The following is a 17724-nucleotide window of genomic DNA, read 5'->3' as shown; positions in this document are numbered from 1 at the left end:
AAGAGGCACGACTCGTGCGGCGGGAAGGCCGCCCATATAGCGCCTCGCGCGGCTTATTGCGCGCCGATCCGACGCACCGTCCACGTCGCCCAATAGACCGGCCGGCCGTAAAGGCTCGACGCGTCGCGTCCGGAGGCCGAAGGGGCCAGCCGGTCGAGCCAGGTCAGGAACCCGGCCTTGCCTGGATAGACCGCCGGGGTGTCGAGATTGCCCTGCGCGTCGGTCATCCAGAAATGCGCGCTGCGGTCGTAACGCCCGCTGCCGTCGCCCCCTGAGCGCAGCCCGAGATAAGATGGTGAGCGGCCGGCCTCCACCGGGTCGGCGTAGAGGGTGAGCGCCCCGATCCCGTCGAGGTTCAGGTCGGGGGTGTATTGCAGGCAGATATCGGCCACGGGGCCGCCCGGGGCGTTGGCCGGCCGCTGGCAGGTATAGGACACTGCCCAGCGCTGCATGCCCTTGGCCCGCGCCACCCGGACCACGCTGCCCGGCGGCAACGGCCCGGCGAGTTTTTTCGCCGCCGACCAGACTTTTGCGGCCGACAGATCCTTGGCGGTGCGCAGGTAGAGCGCGGTCCGCCGCTTCTCGGGCGGGAGGCCGCAATCCTCGGGCAGCACGTCGGTGTAGACGTAGTGATAGGTCCGGTCGACGATGCTGATCGAGCCGGCCAGCCCGTGGGTCTCGAAGGCCGGCGCCGGGCAGGCGGAGGCGATCGGCTTGCCGGCCTCGTCGGCCACCGGGGCGGGATTGGGCGGCGCGCCGCGCCCGCCGGGGGTGAACGGCGTCCAGGCGAGGCCGTAGCCGTCCGGGCTGCGGCTGCGGATCTCGAAGGTCTGGAAGTCGAGGGTCCGGGCCGCGATTTGCACCCGGCGCCTGATGTCGGCCGGCTGCGCCGCCGGCTCGTCCCGCTCCGCCCGGCGACCGCGCCGCCGGGTCGGCGCGTCGTCATCCGGCTCGCCGCCGACCCGCTCCTGTCCGAGCAGGAAGACGTAGCTGTAGGCTTCCCCGGCCCAGTCGCGACCCGAGACCGCGATCGGGTCCCGCGGGCCGATGCCCTCGACGGTCGGGGCCGGCTCGGACGAGCCGCGCTTGGCCGCACGCTCCTCCGGGAGATCGACCCAGAACCGGTCGGCCGAAGGCGGCAGCGTCGTGGCCAGCGCCTCCGGGCTGCGGCCGGTGCGCAGCGACCCGCCGTCGCGGCTGTCTGTGGCGCGCCGCTCCGGGCAGGGCTCGTCCCGGCGGCGCGACTGCAGCGGGCTCTGGCCCTGGAAGATCATCTGCAGGGGCCCCGGCGCCTCGGCCCGGGGCAGCCGAAAGACCTGGACGCCGCGCACGAACGCGCAGGGCGCCGGCGCGATCAGCACGCCCTCGGCCTCGGCCCCGTCGCGGCAGATCTCCAGCCCGCCGCCGCCGGTGATGTAGCAGCTCGGCGCGCTGGCTTCGGCGCCCGCGGCCCGGGCCTTGGCCGGGAATGGCGCCGCGAAGGCGGCCGCGAGGATCGAAACCGCCAGCCGCGTCGCCGCTCGCACGGCAGCCCGCCGGGGTTGGTCGGAGCGAAGTGAAAAAAGATCGATGGTATCGGCAGGAGTCGTCCCGGCAGCGTTAAAAGTTGTCACGTCTATCGCCGCTGTCGATCCGGTTATTCGGAAGGTCTGGCTGCCTCTAGCCTACGGTCGTGCAGCCGGGAAGTGGCGCGGACCACGCATCCCCGCCCGGTTCATCGGGCGCAGCGAACTCGGCGCGCCTTCGCCCGTTGTCGCCGCTTGAGGGCATGAGCGCCCGCTTCTGTCAGCCTCCGGAGACCAGCGCATGGATATCGCCGTCGACACCATCACCGACATCGTTCTGCGGCTGCGCGCCGTCGAGGTGAAGGAGGGCAACACCGATCCGGATTCCGGCTCGAACCCGATCGACGACGGCTCCACCGACGTCCTGATGTCGGGCGGTGACGACGCCACGGAATCCGAGGTCCGCGGCGCCATCGCCGGACTCGACGACGATGCCCGGGCCGAACTGCTGGCGCTGTTCTATATCGGCCGCGGCGACATGGAGCCGGAGGAATGGGGCGACGCGGTCCGCTTCGCCCGCGAGCGTGAGGCCGCCGGCGAGGGCGCCGTGAAGGAATTGCTCGGCGCGCCGGATGCGGGCGACCTCCTGGAGGAGGGCCTCGACGCCATGGGGCTCAGCCCCGAACTGCCCCAGGCCTGATCCCCGACGGGAGAAAGCTGGCATGGCTTCCCGGGTTCGCCGCGGCGCCACCAAGGCGCTGCGGGTCCTCACACGCCCGGTTCGCCGTGCCCAGGGGCGTGGCGGCACGAGTCCCGGCGGCCTCGTGGTCGAGCCCTATCGCGGCTACGGCTCCCGCGACGAGATCTTTCTGATCGGCCGGGTGTTTCGGCAATCCCCGGGCATCCCCGGGGAGGATCCGGATTCCCTACGGGCGCAGTGGCGCGACCTGCGCCGCCGCATCGCCCGGCGCACCGTCGCCGGCGCCGCGATCACGGCCCGGTTCGGCGGCGACGCGGCCCGCGTCGAGACCGACCGCGACGGCTATTTCCGCCTGCACCTGCATCCGCGCGCGCTGCCCGGGCGCCCCGGGGCCTGGCAGCCGGTGGAACTCGTCCTGGAGGACGAGCCGCCGATCCAGGCCGAGGGGGCGGTGTTCATCCCACCCAATGGGTGCCGCTGCGTGGTGATCAGCGATATCGACGACACGGTGATGCATACTGGCGTCGCCAACAAGCTGAAGATGCTCTGGCGCCTGTTCGTCGAGGATGCCGACAGCCGGGTCGCGTTCCCGGGCGTCGCCGCTCTGTACCGCGCCCTGCACGCGGGCGCCGGCGGGGCCGAGGGCAACCCGATGCTCTATGTCTCCCGCGCCCCCTGGGGCCTCTACGAGATGCTCTCCGAGTTCTTTCAGCGGCACGGCATCCCGGTTGGGCCTGTGCTGTTCCTGCGGGAATGGGGCCTGTCTTGGACGCACCCGCTGCCGCGCCGGGCCACCGACCACAAGCAGGCGCTGATCCGCCACATGCTCAGCCTCTACCGCGACCTGCCCTTCGTGCTGATCGGCGATAGCGGCCAGCACGACCCGGAGGTCTACGCCCAGATCGTCGAGGAGCATCCCGGCCGAGTGCTCGCCGTCTACATCCGCAACGTCTCCAACGACGCCGCCCGGGTCGAAGAAATCGTCCGGCTCGCCGGGGCCGTGGCCCGCTCGGGCTCCAGCCTGGTTCTGGCCGCCGACAGCGTCGCCATGGCCGAGCACGCCGCCGGGATCGGCCTGATCGCCGCCGAAGCCGTGGCCCGCGTCGCTGACGAGCATGCCGGCGCCGAGGCGGCCCCCCGCCGCGAGACCGCCCGCATCACCGCCGAGCCCGCAACCCCGGGCGAGGCCACCACCGAGGCCGCGATCTCCCCCGACGCCGTGGCGGACGCCCTGGTCGGCGACGGAACCGTGCCCGCCACCGTGGTGGTGGAGCCCGAACACCCGTCCACCCTGCCCCGCGTGGCGGGGTGATTCTTTTTGGGGGGAGCGAGCTGTCCCCCACACCGTCATTGCGAGCGCAGCGAAGCGACCCAGGGCAACGCGCGATCTTAGAACGTTGCGCATCACTGGGTTGCTTCGCTGCGCTCGCAATGACGGTCCTGCGTTCAAAGGTTCGTGCAACGCTCGAACCCTAGGACGAAAAACAGGTCCCATCCTGCCCTCACCCCCTGTATCCCTGACGGCCGAGCGCCCCCTGCCCGCAACGACGGGCCATCGCGAGAAGTCGCTCGCTGGAGGAAACCCGATGCGCCTGAGCCTGTCCGCTGTGCTGATGATCGCGTTCGGCACGCATGCCGCCTTCGGGCAGGCGGCGCCCGAGCCAGACTTCAGACGACTCGAAGCCGAGATCGGGGCGGCCAATGCCGCGCCCGGGCCCCGCACGGTGCCGGGCCGGGTCATCCCCGTGCCCGACACGACCAGCCCGGATTTCCGCAATGCCGTCGCGGCGCCCTACCGGGTGCCGGCCTGGAACGCGAACCCGCCGGATGCCGCCGGTTGGAAGGCTTTGGTCGATCGGCTGGCGGCGGCGGGCGCGGCCACCCTGCCGGCTTTGCGCGAAAAACTGAACGTCACCAGCGAGGCCGCGGTGATCGGCGGCGTGAAGGTGTTCGTGGTCCAGCCCAGGACGATCCCCGAGGCCAACCGCAACCGGCTGCTGCTGCACATCCACGGCGGCGGCTACGTCTACAACCCGGGCGAGGCGGGCACCCTGGAGGCGATCCTGATGGCCGGGCTCGGCGGCTACAAGGTGGTCTCGGTGGATTACCGTATGCCGCCGGACGCCCCCTACCCCGCCGCCATGGACGACGCCACCGCGGTCTGGAAGGCGATGCTCGGCATGCAGAAGCCGCAGAACATGGGCGTGTTCGGCACCTCCACGGGCGGCGGCATGACGCTGGCGCTGATGCTGCGCGCCAAGCAGGAGGGCCTGGCGCTGCCCGCCGCGATCGGGCTGGGCACCCCCTGGTCGGACATGACCGAGACCGGCGACACGTACCGGACCAACGAGTGGCTCGACAACGTGCTGGTGAGCTATTCCGGCTACCTGACCCCCGCCGCCAAGCTCTACGCCGCCGGGCGCGACCTGAAGGATCCGCAGCTTTCGCCGATCAACGGCGACTTCGCCGGCCTCCCCCCGGCGATCCTGATCAGCGGCACCCGCGACCTGTTCCTGTCGAACACGGTACGCACCCATCGGAAGTTGCGCGCCGCCGGGATCGAGGCGGATCTGCAGCTGTTCGAGGGCATGTCGCACGCCCAGTACCTCGCCGCCCCGAATGCGCCGGAGACCAAGGAGGTGTTCGGCGAGATGGCTCGGTTCCTGGACGCGCATCTGGCCCGCTGAGAGCCCGGGTCTCCGCACCTTGTGATAGGGCGCGCTCTCCCCATGTTGCAATGCAGCATTTCGGAGAACGCGCTTCTCGTCCCGAGCGGGTCTCCTAGGTTGGGGCGCTCGCGTGCCGGCCCCCACTCGTCCCGATCTCCGGAGCCCATTCGTGCAAACCTATACGCTCGCGATTGCCGACGGCGTCCTGTTCGCCTGCCTGCCCGACGAGGCCGACATCTCGGCCGCGATCACGGACGCCACCGCCACCAATTACGGTTTCGGCCTGAGCCTCGACATCGTCCGCGGCGCGACCTTGACCAACGCCAAGGGCCCGAAGGACGAGGTCGTCTGGCAGGAAGGCTCCGACAGCGAGCTTCTGGACGAACAGGGCCGCCGCTACCGCTACGCGGTGCGCCGCAATTCCTGAGCGATTGTCCCGGCGCTCCTGATACAGGGACGCGTGCGGATGCTATGCGCTCTCCATGGGAGAGGGCGCGATCAGCGACGGGTGGCGGGGCGGTCTGGCCCGCTTCCTGGTCCTGTACGCCGTCCTCTACGGCGCCTACGGCCTCCTAACGCCAATTCTTCCGGGCTTCCTGGCGGCGCGCGGCCTCAGTCCGGGCCAGATCGGCATCCTCCTCGCCGTCGCTGGCGCACTCAGGCTTGGGGTCGGCCCTCTGGCCGGTGCCTTCGCCGACCGGCGCCGGGCCGGACGCCCCGTCCTGGCGGCGAGCGTCGCGCTGGCCGGCCTTGCCGTCCTGGCGCACCTGCCCGGCGCGGGCTTCTGGCAGCTCCTCGGGCCGGCCCTCCTGTACGCCGCCGGGACCGCCGCGCCGCCGCCCCTCGCCGACGCCCTGGCGCTCGCCGCCGCCCGGGGTGGCGCGGTGTTCCAGTACGGCTGGGTCCGGGGCGCCGGCTCGGCCGCCTTCATCGCCGCCACCGGCGCCGCCGGCTGGCTGATCGGCGCGTTCGGCCTGGCCGCCGCCCTGGTGGCGAGCGGCCTCCTGTTCATCGCCGCGTCCGGGGCGGCCCTGGCGCTGCCGGTCCGGGACGGTTCGGCGAAGGCCAATGGTTGGCCGGGCCAAAACTTCGCAGCGTTGCTGCGGCTGCCGCGCTTCCGTCGCATCCTCTTCGCGGGTTCGCTGGTGATCGGCGCCCATGCCCTTCACGACGGTTTCGCCATGATCCTGTGGCGCGGCGCCGGGATCGGGGCCGGCACCGCCGGGCTGATCTGGTCCGGATCGGTGGCCGCCGAGGTGCTGGTCTTTCTGCTCGCCGGTCCCCCGCTCCTGGCGCGGATCGGCCTGCCCGCCGGGATCGCGGTGGCGGCCTGCGCCGGTGCCCTGCGCTGGGCGGTGCTCGCCTCCACCACCGCGATCCCCCTCGTCGCCGCTGCGGAGTCCCTGCACGGGCTGAGCTTCGCCCTCCTGCACCTCGCCTGTCTCGGCCTGATCGAGGCCACCACACCCCCGGAACTCCGGGCGACCGCACTGGCGCTCTACGGGACCGTAGCGCTGGGCCTGTCCGGCGTGCTCGCGACCCTGGCCTCGGGCGCGCTCTACGGGGCGTTCGGCGCCTCGGCCTTCTGGGCGATGGCCGCGCTCAGCCTCGCCGCCCTGCCGGTCGTGTCGGGTCTGCGTGACCGCTGAAGCCGCGGGTTCTTTTCCCGGCCCTGTGGTACGGACCCGGAACGGACCCGCCCGATACGCCCCGCATGCCCTTTGTCGCCGAGATCCTGATCCCGCTGGCGCTCGATGCGCCCTACAGCTACGTCGTGCCCGGCACCCTCGACCTTTCGGTCGGCGACGTGGTGCAGGTCCCGCTCGGCCCCCGCGAGATCGTGGGCGTGGTCTGGGGCCTGGCCGAGACGCCGGGCGGCTCGAACCTGCGCCCGGTCACCGGCCGCCTGCCCTACGCGCCCCTCTCCGAGCCCCTGCGCAGCCTGGTCGACTGGATCGCCCGCTACACCCTGGCCCCGAAGGGCTCGGCGCTCGCCATGGTGCTGCGCCTGCCCGACGAGGCCGCCGCCGCCGAGACCGCCCGGGTGGCGGTGCGCCTCACCGACAAGCAGCCGACCCGGCCGACCGCGGCTCGGGCCAAGGTCCTGGCAGTGGCGGTGGACCGGGAGCTGCGCGGCAAGAGCGCGCTCGCCAAGGAAGCCGGGGTCTCGCTCTCGGTGGTAGACGGCCTGATCGACGACGGCGTCCTGGAGACCGTCGCGGTGGAGCCCGAGCCGGTCGCCCCGCGGCCGGATCCCGACTTCCCGCGGACGCCGCTCTCCCCCGCCCAGGCCGAGGCGGTGACCGAACTGGTCGAGCCGTTCCCCTGGCAACAGCCCGAGGCCGAGGCGGCTGACAATCGGCCGATCCTGCTCGAAGGGGTCACCGGCTCGGGCAAGACCGAGGTGTATTTCGAGGCGGTGGCCGCCTGCATCCGGGCGGGCCGGCAGGCGCTGATCCTAATGCCCGAGATCGCCCTGACGGCCCAGTTCCTCGACCGCTTCGCCCAGCGCTTCGGGGTCCGGCCGGCGGCCTGGCATTCCGGCATCGGTGGCAAGCGACGGGAGCGCCTGCGGGCGGCCGTGGCGGCCGGCGAGGCCCTGGTGGTGGTGGGCGCCCGCTCGGCCCTGTTCCTGCCGTTCGCCCACCTCGGCCTGATCGTGGTCGATGAGGAGCACGAGGCCGCCTACAAGCAGGAGGACGGCGTCCACTACCACGCCCGCGACATGGCGGTGGTGCGCGGGCGCCTGGAAGGCTGCCCGGTGGTGCTCGCCTCGGCGACGCCGTCGATCGAGACCCGGGTGAACGCGGCGCGGGGGCGCTACCGGCACGTGGTGTTGCCGGAGCGCTTCGGCGGCCGACGCCTGCCCGACATCGCCGCCATCGACATGCGCAAGGACCAGCCCGAGCGCGGCCGCTTCCTCAGCCCGCCGCTGGTCAACGCCGTGAAGCACACCCTGGAGCGTGGCGAGCAGGCGCTGCTGTTCCTCAACCGCCGGGGCTACGCGCCGCTCACCCTATGCCGGGCCTGCGGGCATCGCTACCAGTGCAAGAACTGCTCGACCTGGCTCGTGGAGCACCGGTTCCGGCGGGCGCTCGTCTGCCACCAATGCGGCTATACCGAGCGGCGGCCCGATGCCTGCACCGAGTGCGGCACCTTCGACAACCTCACGGCCTGCGGCCCCGGGGTCGAGCGGATCGCCGAGGAGGCCGCCGGGCTGTTCCCTGACCGCCGCATCATCGTCCTGTCGAGCGATTTTCCGGGCGGTGCCGACCGGCTGCGGCAGGAACTTGAGGCGGTGGCGGCCGGGGAATGCGACCTCGTGATCGGCACGCAGCTGGTGGCCAAAGGCCATAACTTCCCCAGCCTGACCCTGGTCGGGGTGCTGGATGCGGATATCGGCCTGACCTCGGGCGATCCCCGGGCGGCGGAGCGCACCTTCCAGCTGCTCCAGCAGGTCACCGGCCGGGCCGGGCGCGGCGACAAGCCCGGCCGGGCGCTGGTCCAGACCTATCAGCCCGAACACCCGGTGATCGCCTCGCTGCTGTCCGGGGATGCCGAGCGCTTCTACCAGGAGGAGATCCAGGCCCGGGAGGCGGCGGGCCTGCCACCGTTCGGGCGGCTCGCCGCCCTGATCGTCTCGGCCGCCGAGCGGGAGGTCGCGGAGGCCCACGGCCAGGCGCTCGCCCGCGCCGCCGACCCGCCCGAGGGCGTGATGGTGCTCGGACCGGCCGAGGCGCCCCTTGCCCTGGTCCGGGGCCGCTACCGGTTCCGGCTGCTGGTGAAGACCGAGCGCAACGTCGACATGCAGGCCTATCTGCGCGCCTGGATCGCCCGCGGCCCGAAAGTGCGCGGCAACGTCAAGGTCGCGATCGATGTCGACCCGCAAAGCTTTTTGTAAGACACTGCGGGCACGGGCAGCGGATCCGAAGCCGGCTACCGGCGGCGGAACGCGTGCGGTTCCCGGAGGAGCGATCAGTGCTGACCTATACCAAGACGCCGGATTCGAACGTCGCCGAGATCGTGGTCGACGGCAAGATCTCCGACGAGGAGATGAACGCCGCCATGACCGCCATGAAGGCGGACCTCGACAAGGGCGGCAAGCTCAAGCTGCTCGAGGATATCCGCGCCTTCGAGGGCATGGAGCCGGCGGCTTTCTTCAAGGACCCGCGCTTCGGCATCTCGATGATGAAGAGCGTCAGCCACGTTGCCCTGGTGACCGATGCCCCCTGGCTGAAGGCCCTGGCCGAGACCTTCAACTTCGTCTCGCCGACCCAGATCAAGGTGTTCGAGCGCGCCCGTCTGGCCGAGGCCCGCACCTGGCTCGCCGGCGCCGCCTGAAGACGATCAATCAGCCTGCGCGGTGCGGTCATCCCGGCGCCGCGCGGTCCAGCGGCCGGAGCACAGGGAGGCGACCTTCCAGGTGCCCGAGCCGCTGCCGGCCTGGAGCCGGCCGGTCCCGGTGCCGCTCGCCGTCCCATTGGTGACGGCGAGCCCGACGCTGCCATCGGCGCCGACATGGCCGCTGACGCGAGCGCCCGCCCCGCCCGAGACCAGCTGCACCTGCCCCTCCCGGATCGCCAGGGCGTAGGAATAGCGGGCGCTGCACAGGCCGCTCTCCGTCACCAGCTCCACCGACCACGTCCCGTTGTTCGCGCCCGGCCCGGCCGAAGCCGGCAGCGACACGGCGGAGGACAGGCCGGCGGCGAGAGCCGCAGCGGCGACCAGCTTGATCATGCAGGAGTCTCTTTCAGCAAAGCACGCGCCGCCCGTCCTGGCGCGCCGGGTCACACTCGTCGATGGAGGATGACTCTATGCTGAATGCGAGAAGCGGCGAGAGTATGACCGCGCGGTTTGTGAGATGAGATCATGATCCGCGCGCGGCTGGGACGGGAATAGCCACGCTGCGTTTTGGGATTGCTTGGCGGTATTGGCGAATCGGGCCGGCGTTCGCTCGAAGATCGTATTTGGACGGTCGATGGATGAGCACGGCGGCCGGACCCATGCGCGTCTTCCTCCCCCTCTGCGGGGGAGGGTGGCCCACGAAAGGGGGTCGGGAGAGGAGAGCGACGATGCAGAATGTGGCTCCGGCCCGCACATCTGCTCTGCCTCTTTCGGACGCCGGGTTCCCCTCTCCCGACCCGGCCTGACGGCCGGCCCACCCTCCCCCGCAGAGGGGGGAGGGAAACGCGCGCCATGGTTGGAGCGGGTTTTGTGTCGGCGGTCTACGGACGATGCGGGAACTGTCGCGTGAAGCCGGGTGCTCTCACGGCAGGCTTTCGAGGCCGCCGTTCAACCTCTCGCGACCCCCTGACTCACTCAATCCGTGAGCGGGCGCGCCTCTTCCGGCAGCATGATCGGGATGCCGTCGCGGATCGGGTAGGCGAGCTTGGCGGAGCGGCTGATCAGCTCCTGGCGGGCGGAATCGTAGTCCAGCGTGCCCTTGGTCAGCGGGCAGACCAGGATCTCCAAGAGCTTCGGGTCCACGCGCGTCGCCTCGACGGGGTTGGTGAGGTCGTTGGTCATGACAATCGTGCAGCCTATTGCATCGTCGGCTCGGGCCCGGAGCCGCGAACCAGTTCCATCTGCGTGACCGCGATCAGGATCTCCGCCCGGGTCTTGAGGTCCGGGGCCTCCAGCATCGCCTGCTTCTCGCGCACGCCGAACGGGCTCATCATGCAGAGGGCGTTGACCAGCGCCTCGTCGGGCGCCTCGTCGATCCCGGCCCAATCCACCTTCAAGTCGTTCGAGTCCACAAAGTCGCGCAGCGCCTTGAGCACGCCATCGCGGTCGACCTGTTCCTCGCCCGCCCGGGGCTCGAAGTCCACCGCGAAGTCGTCATAGGAGACGTGGCAGCGGCGGTAGGTGCTGGTGGAGGCCAACTCGCTCTCGACCCGAAACCGGCTGATCCCGGTCAGCGAGACGAGGTAGCGGCCGTCGCCGGTCTCGGCATATTGCGTGATCCGCCCGGCGCAGCCGACGCGAAAAAGCTTCGGGTTGGCCGCGCCCGATCCTTCGGGATCGGGCTGGATCATGCCGATGATCCGGTCCGTGCGCATCGCGTCGTCGATCATCGACAGATAGCGCGGCTCGAAGATGTTGAGGGGCATCTGGCCGCGCGGAAGCAGCAGCGCACCGGGCAGCGGAAACACCGGGATAACGGCGGGGCAATCCGCCGGGCCTTTGTAGCTCGCATGGGTGCTCATGGCGCCTCCCCGATGGGCCCGAAGCCGGGCCGGATAATCCGCCCCGGTGCGAGCCGAAGCGTCATGAGAACAGGAGCGCCGAGAGCTTGCGCCGTCCGCGGATCGTGTCGGGATCCATCACGCCCCAGGCTTCGAAGAACTGCAGGAGCTGCTTGCGGGCCGCGTCCTCGTTCCAGTCCTTGTCGCGCTTGCGCAGCTCGATCAGGTGATCGACCGCCTGACCGCGCTCGCCCGCGGCGGCGAGCCCCAGGGCGAGGTCGAACCGCGCCTGGTGCGCGTCCGGATTGGCCTCGACCTCCCGCTGCAGACCCGCGAGATCGCCGAGCGAGGCGGCCTGCTCGGCGAGTTCGAGGGCGGCGCGGATGCCGGTGAGCGCCGGGTCGGCGGCCTTCGCCTCCGGGACCATGGCCAGCACGCGCTTGGCGTTCTCGATCTCGCCCGCGTCGAGCTGCATCTTGGCGAGGCCGGCGAGCGCCGTCACGTTGTCGGGCTGCTGCTCCAGCACCGCGGCATAGATCTCGGAGGCGCCGGCAAGGTCGCCCTCCTCGATCAGGGCGGCGGCGTCGGCCAAGGCCGCCTCGACCGGATCCTGGGCCGGGCCGGCGACTCGGGCGATCAGCTCCTTGATCTGGCTCTCGGGCACCGCGCCCATGAAGCCGTCGACGGGCTGGCCCTTCTGGAAGACGATCACCGCCGGGATCGACTGGATGCCGAGCTGGCCGGCGATCGAGGGATGGTCGTCGATGTTCATCTTGACCAGGGCGACCGCGCCCTTGGCCGCCTTGACCACCTTTTCCAGGACCGGCGTGAGCTGCTTGCAGGGGCCGCACCAGGGCGCCCAGAAATCGACCAGGACCGGCCGATGCATCGACTCGGCGATGACATCCTGCCGGAAGCCCGCAGTGGTCGTGTCCTTGATCAGGGCATCGGTATCGCCGGCCGGGGCAGCGCCGCCGGCGAAGGTGTCATTCAGCATTGGCCTGGCTTCGGAACTTTTTTCGTGGAGCGCCTTAGATGGGGCTTCGGAGGCGCTCTGACCAGCCCAAACTCAGCGGGCCGGCGCCGCGGGGGGCGCCTTCTCCGCGGCTTTGGCGGCGGTCACGAAGGTCCCCGCATAAGCGTGGCCGTCCGCGGTGCTCGCCTCGCAGGTGATCGCGGTGCGGCCGGGCTCCGGCGTGGAGAACCGGCAGGCGCCGATTGCCAGCGTCGGCGCGCCGTCCTTGCCGACCATCACCAGGTTGATCGGCTGCAGCGGGTCGGTCTCCTCGGTGGCCTCCTGCTGGGCGCCGTTGCCGCTGAAGCTCAGCGCCTGTCCGTCAGCCGCGGAGAAATCGAAGCTCGTGCGGTTCCTGCTCACCGCGTTGACCAGCACGTTGCTGCAGGACGCGCTGAGATCGCGTCCGTCGACGACCAGCTTCTCGCAGGCCCCCTCTAGCTTGAGCGCCGCCTGGGCCTGCGCCGCGCTCGGCAGGCTGAGAAGGGCGCAGAGCAGCGCAAGGCGCAGGCGTGTGGTCATGGCGGGCCGGGTCTCCTCCGTTTGCCGTCGAACTAGGCGTGCGGCGCCGCCTGTCGAGGGAGGCGCGCCGATCGGTCCGATCCATCCGGCACCCTAGCCGAAGCGCAGGGCCCGGTCGTTGGGCGCGGAGAAGTCCAGATCCGGCCCCAGGGGCACGATCCCGGTCGGATTGATGGTCGGGTGGCTCTCGTAATAGTGGCGCTTGATGTGGGTGAGATTCACGGTCGGGGCCACGCCGTGGAGCGCGTAGAGGTCGCGCAGGTAGTTCGACAGGTTCGGATAATCGGCGATCCGGCGGCGGTTGCACTTGAAGTGCCCGACATAGACCGCATCGAACCGCACCAGCGTGGTGAACAGCCGGATATCGGCCTCGGTCAGCCTGTCGCCGCAGAGGTAGCGGCTCCGGTCGAGGCGATCTTCCAAGGCGTCGAGTTCGGCGAACAGGGCCTCGAATGCGGCCGCGTAGGCGTCCTGCGCGGTGGCGAAGCCGGCCTTGTAGACGCCGTTGTTCACCCGGTCGTAGACCCGCGCGTTGATCGAATCGATCGTGGCACGCAGGTCCTCCGGGTACAGGTCCGGCCCGGACCCCCCGAAGGCGCCGTTCAGCATCCGTAGGATCTCCGCGGATTCGTTCGACACGATCGTGCCGCGCTGCCGATCCCAAAGCACAGGCACCGTAACCCGCCCGGTATAGGTCGGGTCGGCTGCCCGGTAGACCTCGTAGAGGCGGGTCGCGTGATGGATCGGGTCCGGCGTCGCCCCCGGCGTGTCGCCGAACACCCAGCCCTCCCCGCCCATATGCGGATCGACCACGGAGACGGTGATCGCCTCCTCCAGCCCCTTGAGGGCGCGCCCGATCAGGGTGCGGTGGGCCCAGGGGCAGGCGAGCGAGACGTAGAGGTGATAGCGCCCCGGCTCGGCCTTGAAGCCGCCCTCCCCCGAGGGGCCGGGCGCGCCGTCCGCGGTCACCCAGTTGCGGAAGGATGAGGCCTTCCGCTCGAACCGGCCGCCGGTGGAGGCGGTGTCGTACCACTGGTCGCGCCAGACGCCGTCGACGAGGAGGCCCATGGGTGATGTCCCGTTTCGAGATGCGATCGAGGCGAGATGGGCGCCGCGCGCCGCGCGGAAAGGGTCATGCGCCGGACGACCCGTCCCGGTTGCGATTCGCTTAAGAGCCGCGTGCAACGCAGGCCTGCGCCCGCGCTTCTGTTGCAGTGCAGCATAATCGGCCATTTACACGACACCCGCCTGCCGCTGCGCGTCCGCAGCGACCCCGGCCCGGCGGGAGACTGGATGGAGCTGAGAGATGTCGTTCGCGCTGGTGCCCGTCGCAGAGGCGGCCCTGTTCACCCTGGGGTGCCTGATCATCCACACCCTCCGGCGGCACGCGGACCTCGTCACGGCGACGCTGGCCTGCGTGGCGACGCTGCTTATCCTGATGATCGGCATCGCCTGCGCGCCGGAATCCTTCGCCAAGTACCAGGCGGCGAGCATCACCGACTACGCCTACCTGGATACGGCGATCTACTGAGCGGCAGCGACCTTCGCCGCCCTCATCTGTGCCACGCGTCCGCCGGTCCCGCGCTGGCCCGAGACCGTCACGTCGAAATCGTCCTTCGGGAGCCGGGCGAGGAAGCGCTCGGCCAACTCGAAGAGCAGGATGTCGGGGCGCACGCGCTCGATGTAGGGCCAATCCAGGCTTGCCGACCAGACGAAGTGGACTTCGCGAAAACTCTCGGCCAGCAGCCCGGTCAGCAGGAACGGGTCGAAATGCGCGCAGGAATCGCCGAATAGGACGAGGCGGCGCGGATCGGCGCCCTCCGTCTCGTTCCGGTAGACGACGTGGGCGCCGACATGCGCCTCCCGGTCCCGTCCTTCCGCCTCGTAGGCGGCGAGCATCGGGCCGACCTCGACCCGCTTCGCGTCGCGCTGCAGCATGAGCCGGTCCAGCCGCTCCCGGGGAGGCTCGCGCAGCTTCTCGCCGAGATCCATAACCGCGTCCGAGACGATGTGCGGCCGCGCCCCGATATCGGCCGGCGGGATCGCCCCGAGGGCGCGCATGATCTCGCGATAGGCCAGCAGGCAACCCTGGATGGTCCAGTGCGTATCGGTGCGCAGGTACAGCGGCACCGGGCCGTCGCGGCCCGCCCGGAGCGGAGCCAGGAGATCGAGGTAGGCCGGGTGCCGGGCGAGGCGCCGGGCCAAGCGCCGGGTCGAGGCCTTGGCCGGGGCGTAGCGCAACCCCTCGACCTTGTCGTCGTAGACCGACAGCTTCTCAGGCACGATCACGTGCAGGCAGCGGATCCCGAGGCTTTCCGCGCGCCGGGACCGGGCTTCGATCAGTCGCGCCCAGCCGCGCAGCAGCAGCCAGTGCCGCAGGCCGCCCCGGTAGCGATCCATGACGCGGTTGCTGCCGCCGATGAGGAACAGCCATCCGTCCCGGCCGACATGTACGCTCTCCCTGCCTGAAGCCATGGCCGTGCTTTAGAGCCGTTCCCAACCGCCATGCAATCGGGACGGCTCCGACCGCTCGGCGACACGGGCCCCCCGCCGAACCGGCTTCCCCCTCGGCGGCGAGCGCTTCGGCCGCACCGCGCCGGGACACCTGAGCCGGACCCGGTGCAGTAGGCGCGCGTTCGACAGGTATGTCGCCCACCTCACTCCTGATGCCTGCTTCGGCGGCCGAAAGCCCCGGTGCGTCCCGCGCCCGTCCAGCCCGGCTCTGGCGCCCGCGCCGGGTCCTGGTGACGCCGGCCGCGCTCGATTTCGCCCATGGCCGGGTCATGGCGGAGCGCGCCGAGGCGATGGGCCTGCCGGTGGAACGGCTCGCCTCCAACCGCCTCACCGGCCTGCGCGATCCCGATCCGCGCAGGGCCTATACCTCGGCCAAAGCGACCCTCGCGATCACGGTGGCGCCGCCGACCAAGCTGCGGCTCCAGCCGATCCCGCCCTCGGCCGACTGGCGGTTCGACCTGGCGGAGGGCTGCCCGGCCCATTGCCAGTATTGCTACCTCGCCGGCTCGCTCCAGGGGCCGCCGGTCACCCGCGCCTACGCCAATCTCGACGCGATCCTCGACAACCTCGCAGCCTATGCCGGCCAGGGCGCCGTCACCTCGGCCTCCGCCGAGCGGGCGCATGAGGGGACGACCTTCGAGGCCTCCTGCTACACCGACCCGCTGGGGATCGAGCACCTCACGGGCTCGCTCTCGGCGGCGATCCGGCATTTCGGTGCCTGGGATGGGCCGGTGCAGCTGCGCTTCACCACGAAATTTGCCGCCGTGGCCCCGCTCCTCGACCTGCCGCACAACCGGCGCACGCGCATCCGCTTCTCGGTCAATGCCCGCCCCGCTTCGCGCTACGAGGGCGGCACCGATCCGCTCGACGCGCGGCTCGCCGCGATGGGCGCCATGGCCCGGGCCGGCTATCCCGTCGGCCTGACCATCGCGCCGATCATCCCGGTGGAGGGCTGGGAGGACGCCTATGCCGGCCTGATTCGCGACGCCGCCGACGCGTTGGCCGGCATCCCCGATCTCGACCTGACTGCCGAGCTGATCACTCACCGGTTCACGCCGATCTCGAAGGCGGTCCTGCGCGGCTGGTATCCGGGCTCGGACCTGCCCCTCGACGAGGCCGACCGGGTGGAGAAGCGCACCAAGTTCGGCACGGTGAAGCATGTCTTCCCGAAGGCGCTGATGCAGGCGATGCGAGCCCATCTCACCGAGCGCCTGACCCGCGACCTGCCGGCCGCGCGGGTGCTGTACTGGACCTGAGCGGGTTCAGGCGCCATGTCGCCCCGCATGCATGACGCGGCCCCCCTGATCCTGACCCTCGCCTTCGACGAGCCGACCTTCGCGCGTTTCGACGGTGAGCGGCGGCGGAATTTCCCCGAAGCCCTGAACCTCATCCCGGCGCACGCGACCCTGTTCCACCACTTGCCGGGGGACAAGGAGCGCGGCGTGATCGAGGCGGTGTCGACCCTGGCCCGCACGGTGCTGGCCCCGGAGGTCGCCGTCACCGGCCTGCGCTTCACCGGGCGGGGCGTGGCCTACGTGCTCGAATCCGAATCGCTGTCGAATTTCCGGGCCCGGCTCGCCAAGACCTTCGAGCCCCACCTCACCGCGCAGGACCGCCAGGGCTGGCGCCCGCACGTGACCGTGCAGAACAAGGTCGCCCCCGACAAGGCGCGTGCGCTCCACGCCGATCTGGCCGCCGGGTTCGCGCCGTTCCACTTCACGGCGCCCGCGACCCGGCTGTGGCGCTATCTCGGCGGCCCCTGGGAGGCGGTCGCTGTCCTGGCCTTCGGAGAGAATGCCTGATGGTCCACACGCGCAACGCGGGGAGCGCGCCATGAGGGCGCCGAGTCGTCTGCAGCATAATCCCCTGACCGGGCGGGCGATGGCGGTCTGGCTGCGCCTGCGGCTCAACGAGGTCGGCCCGCTGGTCGCCCTCCTGGGCGTCAGCATTCTCGGCTACGGGTTCTTCTACCTGGCTCACGAGGTCGGCGAGGGATCGACCGCGGCGCTCGACCGCAAGATCCTGCTCGCCCTGCGCAACCCGGCCGACCTCTCCGACCCGATTGGGCCGCCCTGGCTCGAGGAGACGATGCGCGACATCACCGGGCTCGGCAGCGTCTTCACGGTGCTGTTCCTGACCTGCGCGGTGGCGGCCTATCTGGCGGTGTCCGGGCGGAAGCGGATCGGCGTGTTCGTGCTCGCCGCGGTCGGCGGCGGCGAGCTGGTCTCGACGGTGCTGAAGCTGTTTTACCAGCGGCCGCGGCCGGATCTGGTGCCCCACGGCATGGAGGTGTTCACCGCGAGCTTCCCGAGCGGCCACGCCACCATGTCGGCCATCGCCTACCTGACTCTGGCGACCCTCGTCGCCCGGATCGACCGCAACCGGCGCGTTAAGGCCCTGGTGCTTGGGCTCGGGGTCGGCCTGACGCTGCTCGTCGGCCTCAGCCGGATCTATCTGGGGGTCCACTGGCCGAGCGACGTGCTGGCCGGCTGGTGCATCGGCGCGGCCTGGGCGTCGCTCTGCTGGTTCGTCGCCCTCCAGCTTCAGAGGCGGGGCGAGGTCGAGGCGCCGGACCCGCCACCCCCGGCCTGACAACGGAATTAAGGTAAACCGG

General features: G+C 71.0%; 19 protein-coding genes. 11 read left to right on the top strand and 8 right to left on the bottom strand.

What is annotated here, in order from left to right:
• Positions 1–53 precede the first annotated feature (53 nt).
• Positions 54–1526 carry a hypothetical protein gene (locus BM228_RS07910; protein WP_244537064.1) on the bottom strand — a complete coding sequence of 491 codons (1473 nt, stop codon included), beginning with the start codon at positions 1524–1526 and terminating at the stop codon, positions 54–56.
• A gap of 280 nt (positions 1527–1806) precedes the next feature.
• Between BM228_RS07910 and BM228_RS07905 the strand changes: the two genes are divergently transcribed.
• From BM228_RS07905 to BM228_RS07875, 7 genes are all read left to right on the top strand, one after another.
• A complete protein-coding gene (locus tag BM228_RS07905; protein ID WP_092038792.1) occupies positions 1807–2205 on the top strand; it encodes a DUF3775 domain-containing protein in 399 nt (132 codons plus the stop codon).
• Between the two features lie 22 nt (positions 2206–2227).
• Complete coding sequence (locus BM228_RS07900; protein WP_092038790.1) at positions 2228–3517, top strand: App1 family protein phosphatidate phosphatase; 1290 nt, start codon at positions 2228–2230, stop codon at positions 3515–3517.
• Positions 3518–3791: 274 nt separating this feature from the next.
• Positions 3792–4892 carry an alpha/beta hydrolase gene (locus BM228_RS07895; protein ID WP_092038788.1) on the top strand — a complete coding sequence of 367 codons (1101 nt, stop codon included), beginning with the start codon at positions 3792–3794 and terminating at the stop codon, positions 4890–4892.
• A 151-nt stretch (positions 4893–5043) separates the two neighbouring features.
• Positions 5044–5301 (top strand): hypothetical protein, encoded by a 258-nt coding sequence (locus tag BM228_RS07890; protein WP_092038786.1) that lies wholly within the window; start codon positions 5044–5046, stop codon positions 5299–5301.
• A gap of 55 nt (positions 5302–5356) precedes the next feature.
• Positions 5357–6523, top strand: a complete 1167-nt coding sequence (locus BM228_RS07885) for an MFS transporter (RefSeq protein ID WP_092038784.1) — start codon at positions 5357–5359, stop codon at positions 6521–6523.
• A gap of 65 nt (positions 6524–6588) precedes the next feature.
• Entirely contained in the window at positions 6589–8775 is a 2187-nt protein-coding gene (locus BM228_RS07880) for a primosomal protein N' (protein WP_092038782.1), read from the top strand.
• Positions 8776–8852: 77 nt separating this feature from the next.
• On the top strand, positions 8853–9215 hold the full coding sequence (locus tag BM228_RS07875) for a SpoIIAA family protein (protein WP_007564720.1): 363 nt from the start codon (positions 8853–8855) through the stop codon (positions 9213–9215).
• 6 nt (positions 9216–9221) lie between these two features.
• Here BM228_RS07875 and BM228_RS07870 read toward each other — a convergent pair whose 3' ends face one another.
• From BM228_RS07870 to BM228_RS07845, 6 genes are all read right to left on the bottom strand, one after another.
• Positions 9222–9611 (bottom strand): hypothetical protein, encoded by a 390-nt coding sequence (locus BM228_RS07870; RefSeq protein WP_092038780.1) that lies wholly within the window; start codon positions 9609–9611, stop codon positions 9222–9224.
• 582 nt (positions 9612–10193) lie between these two features.
• Positions 10194–10400 (bottom strand): Trm112 family protein, encoded by a 207-nt coding sequence (locus BM228_RS07865; protein WP_092038778.1) that lies wholly within the window; start codon positions 10398–10400, stop codon positions 10194–10196.
• Between the two features lie 14 nt (positions 10401–10414).
• On the bottom strand, positions 10415–11080 hold the full coding sequence (locus BM228_RS07860; RefSeq protein ID WP_092038777.1) for an LON peptidase substrate-binding domain-containing protein: 666 nt from the start codon (positions 11078–11080) through the stop codon (positions 10415–10417).
• A 61-nt stretch (positions 11081–11141) separates the two neighbouring features.
• Positions 11142–12056, bottom strand: coding sequence for a thioredoxin (gene trxA, locus BM228_RS07855; protein WP_092038775.1), 915 nt, complete (start codon positions 12054–12056; stop codon positions 11142–11144).
• A gap of 72 nt (positions 12057–12128) precedes the next feature.
• Positions 12129–12596, bottom strand: coding sequence for a hypothetical protein (locus tag BM228_RS07850; protein ID WP_092038773.1), 468 nt, complete (start codon positions 12594–12596; stop codon positions 12129–12131).
• Between the two features lie 93 nt (positions 12597–12689).
• On the bottom strand, positions 12690–13664 hold the full coding sequence (locus BM228_RS07845) for a glutathione S-transferase family protein (RefSeq protein WP_092038771.1): 975 nt from the start codon (positions 13662–13664) through the stop codon (positions 12690–12692).
• A gap of 238 nt (positions 13665–13902) precedes the next feature.
• Between BM228_RS07845 and BM228_RS07840 the strand changes: the two genes are divergently transcribed.
• The gene (locus BM228_RS07840) at positions 13903–14127 is read left to right on the top strand and encodes a hypothetical protein (protein ID WP_092038769.1); all 225 of its coding nucleotides are present in this window, start codon (positions 13903–13905) and stop codon (positions 14125–14127) included.
• Here the strand turns inward: BM228_RS07840 and BM228_RS07835 are convergent.
• A complete protein-coding gene (locus BM228_RS07835; RefSeq protein WP_092038768.1) occupies positions 14121–15071 on the bottom strand; it encodes an alginate O-acetyltransferase AlgX-related protein in 951 nt (316 codons plus the stop codon). The two genes, BM228_RS07840 and BM228_RS07835, sit on opposite strands and share 7 nt — an antisense overlap.
• Positions 15072–15262: 191 nt before the next feature.
• Here BM228_RS07835 and BM228_RS07830 point away from each other — a divergent pair, with 191 nt between their 5' ends.
• The 3 genes from BM228_RS07830 to BM228_RS07820 are packed head-to-tail and all read left to right on the top strand — an operon-like array spanning position 15263 to position 17702.
• Positions 15263–16366 (top strand): SPL family radical SAM protein, encoded by a 1104-nt coding sequence (locus tag BM228_RS07830; RefSeq protein WP_092039119.1) that lies wholly within the window; start codon positions 15263–15265, stop codon positions 16364–16366.
• Positions 16367–16393: 27 nt separating this feature from the next.
• Positions 16394–16912, top strand: a complete 519-nt coding sequence (locus BM228_RS07825) for a 2'-5' RNA ligase family protein (RefSeq protein ID WP_092039117.1) — start codon at positions 16394–16396, stop codon at positions 16910–16912.
• A gap of 31 nt (positions 16913–16943) precedes the next feature.
• A complete protein-coding gene (locus BM228_RS07820; RefSeq protein WP_092038766.1) occupies positions 16944–17702 on the top strand; it encodes a phosphatase PAP2 family protein in 759 nt (252 codons plus the stop codon).
• Positions 17703–17724 lie beyond the last annotated feature (22 nt).

The sequence above is a fragment of the Methylobacterium pseudosasicola genome (assembly GCF_900114535.1).
Taxonomy (GTDB): domain Bacteria; phylum Pseudomonadota; class Alphaproteobacteria; order Rhizobiales; family Beijerinckiaceae; genus Methylobacterium; species Methylobacterium pseudosasicola.
Note: the sequence above shows the minus strand (reverse complement) of the source record. Positions and strands in the feature narration are given on the sequence as shown.

Bases quoted from the DNA above. Each gene is read 5' to 3' on its own strand.
- BM228_RS07825 (WP_092039117.1), top strand. From the start codon at position 16,394: ATGCATGACGCGGCCCCCCTGATCCTGACCCTCGCCTTCGACGAGCCG.
- BM228_RS07860 (WP_092038777.1), bottom strand. From the start codon at position 11,080: ATGAGCACCCATGCGAGCTACAAAGGCCCGGCGGATTGCCCCGCCGTT.
- BM228_RS07830 (WP_092039119.1), top strand. From the start codon at position 15,263: ATGCCTGCTTCGGCGGCCGAAAGCCCCGGTGCGTCCCGCGCCCGTCCA.
- BM228_RS07865 (WP_092038778.1), bottom strand. From the start codon at position 10,400: ATGACCAACGACCTCACCAACCCCGTCGAGGCGACGCGCGTGGACCCG.
- BM228_RS07880 (WP_092038782.1), top strand. From the start codon at position 6,589: ATGCCCTTTGTCGCCGAGATCCTGATCCCGCTGGCGCTCGATGCGCCC.
- BM228_RS07820 (WP_092038766.1), top strand. From the start codon at position 16,944: ATGAGGGCGCCGAGTCGTCTGCAGCATAATCCCCTGACCGGGCGGGCG.
- BM228_RS07835 (WP_092038768.1), bottom strand. From the start codon at position 15,071: ATGGCTTCAGGCAGGGAGAGCGTACATGTCGGCCGGGACGGATGGCTG.
- BM228_RS07885 (WP_092038784.1), top strand. From the start codon at position 5,357: ATGGGAGAGGGCGCGATCAGCGACGGGTGGCGGGGCGGTCTGGCCCGC.
- trxA (WP_092038775.1), bottom strand. From the start codon at position 12,056: ATGCTGAATGACACCTTCGCCGGCGGCGCTGCCCCGGCCGGCGATACC.
- BM228_RS07895 (WP_092038788.1), top strand. From the start codon at position 3,792: ATGCGCCTGAGCCTGTCCGCTGTGCTGATGATCGCGTTCGGCACGCAT.
- BM228_RS07905 (WP_092038792.1), top strand. From the start codon at position 1,807: ATGGATATCGCCGTCGACACCATCACCGACATCGTTCTGCGGCTGCGC.
- BM228_RS07850 (WP_092038773.1), bottom strand. From the start codon at position 12,596: ATGACCACACGCCTGCGCCTTGCGCTGCTCTGCGCCCTTCTCAGCCTG.
- BM228_RS07900 (WP_092038790.1), top strand. From the start codon at position 2,228: ATGGCTTCCCGGGTTCGCCGCGGCGCCACCAAGGCGCTGCGGGTCCTC.
- BM228_RS07845 (WP_092038771.1), bottom strand. From the start codon at position 13,664: ATGGGCCTCCTCGTCGACGGCGTCTGGCGCGACCAGTGGTACGACACC.
- BM228_RS07870 (WP_092038780.1), bottom strand. From the start codon at position 9,611: ATGATCAAGCTGGTCGCCGCTGCGGCTCTCGCCGCCGGCCTGTCCTCC.
- BM228_RS07840 (WP_092038769.1), top strand. From the start codon at position 13,903: ATGTCGTTCGCGCTGGTGCCCGTCGCAGAGGCGGCCCTGTTCACCCTG.